The sequence below is a fragment of the Caulobacter sp. FG7 genome, from assembly GCF_057808875.1.
Map to the genome: position 1 here is coordinate 58890 of NZ_JBMDIW010000027.1, position 6857 is coordinate 65746.

The 6857-nt window shown below is 69.9% G+C and carries 4 protein-coding genes; all 4 read right to left on the reverse strand.

Annotated elements, in window-relative coordinates:
* Positions 1–13: 13 nt before the first annotated feature.
* The 4 genes from ACODR1_RS19755 to ACODR1_RS19770 all read right to left on the reverse strand — a co-directional run bounded on the left by ACODR1_RS19755 (position 14) and on the right by ACODR1_RS19770 (position 6135).
* Complete coding sequence (locus ACODR1_RS19755) at positions 14–1918, reverse strand: O-antigen ligase family protein (protein WP_488881983.1); 1905 nt, start codon at positions 1916–1918, stop codon at positions 14–16.
* Positions 1908–4130, reverse strand: coding sequence for a GumC family protein (locus ACODR1_RS19760; RefSeq protein WP_488881984.1), 2223 nt, complete (start codon positions 4128–4130; stop codon positions 1908–1910). The genes ACODR1_RS19755 and ACODR1_RS19760 overlap by 11 nt, the downstream gene beginning before the upstream one ends.
* A gap of 61 nt (positions 4131–4191) precedes the next feature.
* Positions 4192–5460: an outer membrane beta-barrel protein gene (locus ACODR1_RS19765; protein ID WP_488881985.1), complete on the reverse strand. Its 1269-nt coding sequence runs from the start codon at positions 5458–5460 to the stop codon at positions 4192–4194.
* Between the two features lie 108 nt (positions 5461–5568).
* Entirely contained in the window at positions 5569–6135 is a 567-nt protein-coding gene (locus ACODR1_RS19770; RefSeq protein WP_488881986.1) for a hypothetical protein, read from the reverse strand.
* Positions 6136–6857: the final 722 nt, after the last annotated feature.

Consider the following 6857-nt stretch of genomic DNA (forward strand, 5'->3'; position numbering starts at 1 on the left):
TCGGCCGCCGCGGTCACGACTGCCGCAGCCGCAGCACGGTCAGCTGCAAGGCCAGCCCGACCCGGCCCGCCGGGTTGCGGATCTCGTTGGCCAGCCGCACCATTTCCTTGCGCTTCCAGTCGGCGCGGCGCCATTCGGCGCTGAGCTGTTCGATCGTCTGCGCCCGCGCCGTCGGCGTCAGCCGGTCCCAGCGCTCGTAGGCGAACCGCGTCCGGGCGTTGAACAGGCTGGTCTGCAGCGGCGCGACCGTGAACGAGCGCTCCAGCGCCAGGGCCGAGGGCCCGTCGAGGCCTGCGACCGCGTCGACCGCCGCCCGGCGCAGCCAGGCCGAACCCGACCCCGGCCGCGACGCCAGTTCGCGACGGCTCAGCGCGTCGAGGCGCGCCAACTCCGTCTTCGAAAGATCCTTGCGCGCCAGGCCGCGCTCGACGCTCGTCGCCAGGGCGTCGGCCGGGGCCGTGGGCCAGGCCGACAGGTCGCCGCCGACCTTGGCCGCCAGCAGTGGCGCGGCCATCGACAGCGCGACCAGCGCGCAGGCGCCGCCGCCGGCCAGGGCCAAGCGGGCCGGCGCGCGATCGGGCTTGGCGCCGCGCGTCTCGCCGCGAAGCGAGACCAGGCCGCCCAGCGCGCCCAGCCCCAGCGTGACCAGGGCCTGGATGGCCGGCACCTGCAGCGCGAAGTCCGACAGGCCGTGGATCAGAAACACCGCCGCCGCGCAGACCGCGCCGCGCGCCCAGATCCCCACCCCGCCCGAGCCGAACGCCGCGCGGACCACCGGAGCCAGGCGCTCGCCCAGCAGGGCGGCCATCAACACGGTCCCGACCACGCCGGCCTCTTCCAGCCACTGGACATAGAGGTTGTGCACGGCGCGCACGTTGTGCAGTTCGCGCAAGGCCGCCTCGGTCATCAGCATCTGGTTGACCGACGGAAACGATCCCAGGCCGTAGCCGAACCAGGGCGAGGACAGGAAGGCCCGCCAGTGCGGAGCGATGATCTGCCGACGAATGTCGAGGTCCTGCTGGGCCAGATCGAAGCGCTCGACCACCAGGCCCGCGCCGTTGAGACCCAGGGCGACAACCACCAGTGCGGCCGCGCCGCCGACGAAAAGCACGCCGCCGCGCGTCATCCGGCGGCCGGCGAAGACCTGCCAGACCGTGAACATGGCGGCCCCGATCGCGCCGGCGATCAGGCCGCCGCGCGAGGCGGTCATCAGCAGGCAGACGACCAGCAGGGCCACGAGGCCCGCCAGGGCGACGGCGCGCGGATCGCCCTTCTTCAGCGCCGCCGCGCCGCCGCGCCGCAGGCGCTGGGCCAGGCCCGCCGCGGCCATCACGGCGCCGGCGGCGAAGACGGTGGCGGCGCTGTTGGGTCCCAGCAGGGTGGCGGCCATGCGGCCCTCGCCGCGCAGGCCGACGTGATGCACGAGGGCGCCGGCCGCGTAGATCCCCAGGCCCCACAGCATGAAGGCCAGCAGCCGGCGGCCGCGCGTCTGCGAGGCGGCGACCACCCGGGCGGCGACATAGAGGCAGAAGAGGCCCAAGAGGTTCAAGACGTTGAGCAGCACCGCCGAGCGGTCGAGGGTCGAGGCGGCCGGGCCGTCGGGCAGGAAGGTCCAGACCGGATGCGGGCCGTCGGGGCTCCACGGCGTCAGCGGGACCAGGACGGCGGCCAGCAGCAGGCTGGCCAGCACAGCCGGAACCGTCCAGCCGCCCAGCCGCGCCAGATCGCGACGGGCCCAGCCGCAGGCGGCCAGCAGGATGACGAGGGACAGGGCGTAGAGCCCGGCGAACACGGCCGCCACGGCCGTGTCGCTGGCGCCGAAGGCCAGGACGGCGCCGAGGACCAGCGCCGTCAGCCCCGCGCAGGCGGCGGTTTCGGACCCCGCGAGCCGCCGGGTCCGACGTCCGTCAGTCCGCATAGTATTTGCGGTAGCTCTTGTAGTAGTAGCCGGCGTCGCCGTAGCCGTAGCGGGACTGGGCCTTGAGATCCATCTGGGTCAGGGCCACGCCGGCCAGGAACACGCCGCGACCTTGCAGCAGCGACAGCGCCGAGGTGATGGCCTTGACCGGGGTGCGCTTCCAGCGGGCCAGCATCACCACGGCGTCGGCGTGCGGCGCCAGGATGCGGGTGTCGGCGATGGCCAGCAGCGGGGCGGTGTCGAGCAGCACCACGTCGAAGCGCTGGCGCAGTTCGGCCAGCAGCCGCTGGAAGGCGGCCGAGCCGAAGACGTCGCGCGGCGTGTAGGCCGACTTGGTCAGCGGCAGGACCCGGGCGCCGCTTTCGTCGGCGTAGAGCGCCTCTTCCAGCGTGGCCGCGCCGTTCAGCACCTCGATCAGGCCCACCACCGGGGCGGTGGGCAGGAAGCGGTTGATGGCGCCCTGGCGCAGGTCGCAGTCGACGACCACGACATTGGCGCCCGAGGCGGCCAGGGTGCGGCCCAGCGAGAAGGTGGTGGTGGTCTTGCCCTCGCCCGGCAGCGACGAGGTGACGGCGATCACCTTCACCGTCTCGCCGACCTTGGAGAACAGGATCGCCGCCCGCAGCTTGCGCAGGCTTTCGGCGAAGCTGGAGAGGGGCTTGTTCAGCAGGTAGTCCGGCGGGGCCAGGCCGCGGGCGGCGCGAGCGTCGTCCAGGGTGGAGCTGAGCAGCGGCACCGAGCCCAGATAGGGCACGCCCAGGCGGCGCTCGACCTCGTCCTCGGTGAACAGGCCCGCCATCAGGATCTCGGCCAGCACCACGGCCGCGCCGCCGGCGCCGAGCGCGGCGACCAGACCCAGGATCAGGTTGACCGAGGGCTTGGGCTCGCTGGGCTTGTTGGGAATGGTGGCGCGCGACAGCACGCGGGCGTCGGGCTGTTCGATGCCCTGCTGGGTGGTGGTCTGCTTGAAGCGGCCGAGCAGGGACTCATACAGGGTGCGGACGGACTCGGCCTTCCGCTCCAGTTCGGCCAGGCGGATGCTGGCGCGGTTGTTGCCGGCCAGGGTGCCGCGGGCGGTCCCGACGCTGCCGGCGACCGAGCCGGTGCGCTGGCGCGAGATCTGGGCCTGGGCCTCGAGGTTGGAGATGATGCGCTTGATCTCGGCCTGGATCTGGGCGTCGATGTCCGACAGTTCGCGACGGGCCTTGATCAGGTCGGGCCAGCGCTCGTCGTAGCGCTCGGCCATCGAATTGACCTGGGCGCTCTTCTCGGCGCGCTGCTTGCGCAGCTGCTGGATGACCGGCGAGCTCATGGTCTCGCCCAGGTCCTCGCCGTTGCTGCCGCGGGCCAGCTGGTTGCGGGCGATGTTGAGGCGGGCGTCGGTCTCGGCCTGCTCGGCGCGGGCCGTGGCCAGCTGCTGGTTCAGGCCCGAGATTTCCTGCTCGGTCAGGGTCGCGCCCTGGGCGCTGAGCAGGTTGTTGGCGATCTTATACTGCTGGACCTCGGCCTCGGCCTGCTGCAGCTGGCCGCGCAGGTCGGCGACGCGGGTGTCGAGCCAGCTGTTGGCCTGCTTGGTGGCCTCGAACTTGGCCTCCAGCTGTTCAGTCAGATAGAGGTCGGCGAAGGCGTTGGCCAGGCGCGCGGCCTGGGCCGGGTCCTCGTGCGTATACTGCACGGTGATCAGGTAGGTGACGCCCGCGCGGCGGACGCTGAGGCCGCTGAGCACGCGGTCGACGATGCGCTCACGCAGGCGCTGGGCGACGACCGGATCGTTGGCGGCGGTCGGCGCCACCGTCTTCTTCAGGAAGGGGAACCAGGCCTTGATGCCCTTCGCCCCGGCGAGGCTGGGGTTGTAGTACGGGTCCTGGTCGAGCTTGAGCTGGTCGACCACGCGGCCGGCCAGCGACCGCGAGCGCAGCACCTCGACCTCGGTGTCGACCACGGCGCTGTCGGCGGGCAGGCCCGACAGCACGGCGTTCATGTCCGGCGTCACCTGCTCCTGGCGCACGTCGATCATGACCTGGGCCGAGGTCGAGTAACGCGGGGTCTGCTGCAGGGTGAACAGCACCACGGCCACGAAGACCGCCAGGGCCACCGCCGCAAACAGCCGGAGTCTGCGCCGGAAGATCGCGATGATGACGTTGAGGTCAAACGCGGGCGCCGCGGCGTCAGACGCCGCAGCGATCGGGGTCTCGAAGGTCGAGCCGTCCATGATGCGCACTCTCAGTGGTCGATGACCCTCCCGCTAGAGGAGGGTCGCGACCTTTTTTGGACTAGAATTGCAGGGCGAGCGAAGCGGCCAGCTTATTGTCGGTGAAGCTTCGCGCGGCGTTGGCGCCTTCGGACTTCTGCTTCAGATAAGTGTAGGTCAGGAACACGCCGACGCGACGGTTCATCAGATAAGAGACCGAAGCCTTGGCGCCGCTGCGCTTGTCTTCGCGATCGATGCCTTCGTAATTGTCGTTACCGAAATTGGCCTGGCCCGACAGCAGCACGTTGCGCAGCAGCTCGTGGTCGACGGCGACCGAACCGGTGGTCGCCACGAAGCCCTGGGAGCCGGCGACGACGGATTCGTCGATGTTGCGGGTGGCGTTGAAGGTCACCGTGGTCAGCTCGGTGGGGAACCACTCGACCTTGGTCTTGGTGCTGAAGCCGGTGATGTCGCTGACCTGGCGGCCGTTGACGACGAAGTTGTCGTAGGTCTGCTTCATGTAGCCGGCGTCGACCTGGCCGCGAACGGCCTGGGCCAGTTCGAAGTCGACGCCCGCCGACAGGATGTAGCCGTCGGAATCGCGCGCCGAGTCCGTGTCGTAGCGGCGCGAGTCGCCGGTCAGCGAGACGTAGAAGGCGGTGTCGGGGCTGACGGCGTAGTCGGCCTTGACGCCATAGCGGTACTGGTCGCGGTCGCGGAAATCCTGGTCGAGCTCGCCGGCGGCGTTGCGGCCGTCCTCGTAGTCGTAGGACTTGCTGCTGAGGTCGCCGGTCAGGCGCAGGCGGTTGAATTCCTTCACCCCGGTCAGGGCGGCGGTGACCAGTTCGTACTGGATCGGGGCCAGGGCGGCGACCGGCGAGGTCGGGGCCGAGCGCGGCTCGGTCAGCTTCTGGTACTGCAGGCCGCCGGAGATGAACGAGCCGCGGACCACGTCGAGCTTGCCGTTGAGGCCGAGGGTGTATTCCTCATTGTCCTCGGTGCCCTTGTCCGAATAGCGGTTGATCGAGCTCGAGGCGAAGGCGCTGAGCGAGTGGCGCGACCAATCCGAGCGAAGGGCGATTTCCGGCTTCACGCGCCAGATGGTGTCGGACGTCTCGTCGGTGGCGACGGCGTAGATGTTGTCGTCGTGCTCGAGGTCCACCGTCAGGCGCGGATAGGCGATGAACGCGCCCAGGCGGACGCCGGCCGCTTCATAGTCGGGGCGAGGCCGCTGGCGCACGCTGGTGTGCTTGTCGCGCTTGAAGCTGGACGCGTCGCTCTGCGCGGACGCGATCTGCGGCGCAGCCGCGACGAGAACAGCCGCGATCGCGGCCGAGGCAAGTATCTTCATGGTCCATCCCCAGTTCGACGGCTTCAGCCGCCTTTCGGAAACCCGACACAAACAAAAAAGGGATCCGGCGCCGGACGTCCCGGCGCTGGTCTAACGCGTAGTGAAGTCCTAGGTGCCGCAGTAGTCGGCGGTCACGCCCGCGCACGGGTCGTAGGCCGCTGGCGGCGCGGCGCCGTCGCCACCGCCGCCCGGCGCGCCCGACAGGCTGACCAGGACGCTGACCGAACCGCCGGCGGTCGAGGAGGTGACCGTGGCGGTTTGGCCGGTGGCCTTCAGTTGGGCGACGACGGCGGGAGCGTTGGCCACGGTGGCGGCCATGCCCGGCGCGACGGCGGCGGCGACCTTGAGGGCCACGCCGGCGCTGATGACGTTGGAGGCAACGGCCTGGATCAGCGCGGCGGCGATCACTTCGGGCGAGGCGCCGCTGGCGGCCAGGGCCGCGGCGACCGAGACCTGGACGGCCTCGAGCTTGGCGTCCGGGGTCTTGGCCGCGAAGCTGGGGTCGGCGGCGGCCGAACGGGCGGCGGCGGCGATCACGGCCTGCAGCGAGGCCGCGCTGGGCGGCGCGGTCGAGGCCGGCGTGGCGCCGCCCTGGACGGCGGCGGCCGTCGACACGAACGGCGCGACGGCGAGAGCAAGGCCCGCGACGACTGCGCCTACGAAACGCGATGACATGGCTTACCCCCTGTTAAGAATTCGAGCACCCTATAAGCCCCCGATCCCGGGTATTCCAGCCCTAAAACTATTATAAGCGTTAATCGAAGCGCTCAGACTTGCGACTTTGCACATAAGCGGCACAGTTTCGTGACCGTCTGCTTGGGATCAGATCAATTCTTACGACACGAGCATGACATAGGCGGCGATCGCCCGACCCGCGCACGATCTATCCTCTCGCACGAATATTTCCGGCGCCGACGACCGGACGCCTTCATCACCTGACAAGCTTCGCCATTAGCAAGCTCGACAGTGAAACCGTCCGATTCAACCGTGGGTTATACTCAAGCGATCATTTGGTCAGCTTGCGGATTCAACGACGACGGCGCGTCAGTCGTCGAAATTCTCGCCGCAGGGGTCGTTCGAGGCTGGGCCAGATCAGCAGACCGACCAGGACGGCGATGACGGCGGCGGCGAACAGCAAGCTTCCACTCCACGCTGCGACCACCCTACAACCTGCACGTGACTGTTTGTTTGAAATCCGCCGCGCGTGCGATGTCGCCCAGCATTTTCACGCCGGCGCCCAAGGCGCATGCACCCGACGTCTTGTCTCGCGCCCGCGATTGGCCGATTAGCGGGCGGAAGGTTCGGATCCGCCGGCCGCCCCCATCCGTGGAAAGAGGACATCCATGCGCGTAGCGATGATTGGCACGGGCTATGTGGGCCTGGTGTCCGGGGCGTGC